This is a genomic window from Promicromonospora kroppenstedtii DSM 19349 (genome assembly GCF_000515355.1).
GTDB lineage: Bacteria > Actinomycetota > Actinomycetes > Actinomycetales > Cellulomonadaceae > Promicromonospora > Promicromonospora kroppenstedtii.
On sequence record NZ_KI911683.1, the window covers coordinates 1,182 to 2,572 of the forward strand.

A 1,391-nucleotide genomic window follows, 5' to 3' on the forward strand; every position below is an offset into this window, starting at 1 on the left:
CCGGCCGGCCCCGCGCCCCGACGACGCCGAGCTCGCCCACCCGCCGATCGTCGTCGTCGACACCGACGCCTCGACCTGGCACCGCGCGGCCCACGCCGCGGGTGGGACGGCGAACAGCCTGCTCATCGCGGTCTGCACGGAGATCCTGCTCGCCGCCGGCGCGGCGACGGCCGGGATGCCGGTGCGCGTCTCGTTGCCCGTGAGCCTGCGCGAGCCCGGCGACCTGCGATCCAACGCGACCTCGGGAGTGTCCATCGCCGTGGACACCACGGTGACGCCCGCGCCCGAGCGGGCCGGCGTGATCGCCGACATGACGCAGATCCGGTCCCGCGCCAAGGCCGAGTTCGCGGCACTGACGTCGGGCACCCGGGTGGACACCCTGGGCCCGCTCAAGCCGCTCATGCAGATGGTGCCGGACGCCGTCGCGAAGCTGGCCGCGCGCGACGGCACGGCGCCGCTGTGCCTGGCCTCCAACCTCGGGCGGCTGCCGACGGCGTTCGCGGCCCCGATGGGCACGCCGGCCTCCAGCGTGCTCATGCGCGGCGTGACGCAGGGTCTCACGCGCGGGCGGCTGCGCCAGATGCGCGGCGGGCTGGACTCCTGGTGGTCCGAGCACAACGGCATCGCGACCCTCGCGGTGCTCGGGCTGGACGACGCGCGGCTCGGCACCCCGGCCCAGGTGCGCGCGGCCGTCGAGAGCGTGTACGCGCGCCACCGGCTCCCGGTCCGCTTCTGGTGAGCGGGACCTCCGGCCTCGCTCCAGGCGGGCCCGGACTTCCGATGGCCCCCGGTCGTACACCCTCCGGGGGACGTCCCCTTTGAGGCCTAAGTTTCTTCGCTTTGAGCCGGCTCAAAGCGAAGAAACTTAGGCCTCAAAGGGGATCGCCCAAGCCACGGAACACGCAACACCGAACACGAGAGGAGAGTCATGAGCGGCTTCTGGTGCGAGCGGGCCTGGCTGCCCGGACCCGGAGAGCCGGCATCCGCCGGCCACGTCGTCGAGTCCGTCCGGGTCGAGACCGACGCCGGGCGCATCGTGGCCGTCGAGCATGGCGCCCCGGCCTCCGACGGCGACGTGCGCCTCCACGGCGTCGTCCTCCCCGGCCTCGCCGACGCACACTCGCACGCCTTCCACCGCGCGCTGCGCGGCCGCACCCACGCCGACGGCGGATCGTTCTGGACCTGGCGCCAGGGCATGTACGCGCTGGCCGCAGCCCTGACGCCGGACCTCTACGAACGGCTGGCGCGCGCCGTCTACGCGGAGCTGGCGCTCGGAGGCACCACCGCCGTCGGCGAGTTCCACTACGTGCACCACCGCCCCGACGGGACCCCGTACCCCGCGGCGCAGGGCGGCCCGAACGCCATGGCCGAGGCCCTCCGCTGCGCCGCCC

At 74.7% G+C, this 1,391-nt stretch carries 2 protein-coding genes; both read left to right on the forward strand.

What is annotated here, in order from left to right:
• Positions 1-739 (forward strand): hypothetical protein (locus tag PROKR_RS35025; protein WP_211240140.1); only part of this gene is annotated, 739 nt, incomplete at its 5' end.
• 189 nt (positions 740-928) lie between these two features.
• The coding region (locus tag PROKR_RS14535; protein WP_036964381.1) for an amidohydrolase family protein at positions 929-1,391 on the forward strand (463 nt) is incomplete at its 3' end.